Origin of the sequence: Microcoleus sp. BR0-C5, from assembly GCF_036705045.1 — a bacterium.
Taxonomy (GTDB): Bacteria; Cyanobacteriota; Cyanobacteriia; order Cyanobacteriales; family Microcoleaceae; genus Microcoleus.
The window spans coordinates 1-1,022 of sequence record NZ_JAUBTR010000221.1 but is presented as its reverse complement, the minus strand read 5'-3'; the positions used below and the strand labels follow the sequence as shown (position 1 = coordinate 1,022).

Below are 1,022 nucleotides of genomic sequence, written 5' to 3'. Positions count from 1 at the left end.
GAAAGAGGCATCTTTGATGTCCTCGACGACTGGCTCAAACGCGATCGCTTCGTCTTCGTAGGCTGGTCTGGCATCCTGCTATTCCCCTGCGCCTACCTAGCCATCGGTGGCTGGTTAACAGGCACCACCTTCGTCACATCCTGGTACACCCACGGTTTGGCAAGCTCCTACCTCGAAGGAGCCAACTTCCTCACCGTAGCAGTCTCCACCCCAGCCAACAGCCTCGGACACTCCCTGCTGTTCCTGTGGGGCCCCGAAGCACAGTGGGACTTCACCCGCTGGTTCCAACTCGGTGGGCTGTGGACATTCGTCGCCCTCCACGGCGCCTTCGCACTGATCGGCTTTTGCCTGCGTCAGATTGAAATCGCCCGTTTGGTAGGCATCCGTCCCTACAACGCCCTAGCATTCACCGGCCCCATCGCCGTGTTTGTTTCGGTGTTCCTGCTTTACCCCTTGGGTCAATCAGGCTGGTTCTTCGCCCCCAGTTTCGGCGTCGCAGCAATTTTCCGCTTTTTGCTATTCCTGCAAGGCTTCCACAACTGGACGCTCAACCCCTTCCACATGATGGGCGTTGCAGGCATCTTGGGCGGTGCGCTGTTGTGCGCCATCCACGGTGCAACCGTAGAAAACACCTTGTTTGAAGACGGCGAAGGCTCAAACACCTTCCGCGCCTTCAACCCAACTCAGTCAGAAGAAACCTACTCGATGGTTACAGCCAACCGTTTTTGGTCGCAAATCTTCGGAATTGCCTTCTCCAACAAACGCTGGTTGCACTTCTTCATGCTGTTCGTACCCGTCACAGGCTTGTGGATGAGTTCCATTGGTATCGTCGGTTTAGCATTAAACCTGCGCGCCTATGACTTCGTATCCCAAGAATTACGCGCTGCTGAAGATCCTGAGTTTGAAACGTTCTACACTAAGAACATTCTGCTTAACGAAGGCATTCGTGCTTGGATGGCTCCGACTGACCAACCCCACGAAAACTTCATCTTCCCTGAAGAAGTTCTGCCTCGCGGTAACGC

1 protein-coding gene is annotated in these 1,022 nt (G+C 55.0%); it reads left to right on the top strand.

All coding sequences use genetic code 11. The features are described 5' to 3' along the window. On the top strand, positions 1-1,022 hold a 1,022-nt coding region (gene psbD, locus QUB08_RS32045), incomplete at both ends, for a photosystem II D2 protein (photosystem q(a) protein) (protein ID WP_333230339.1).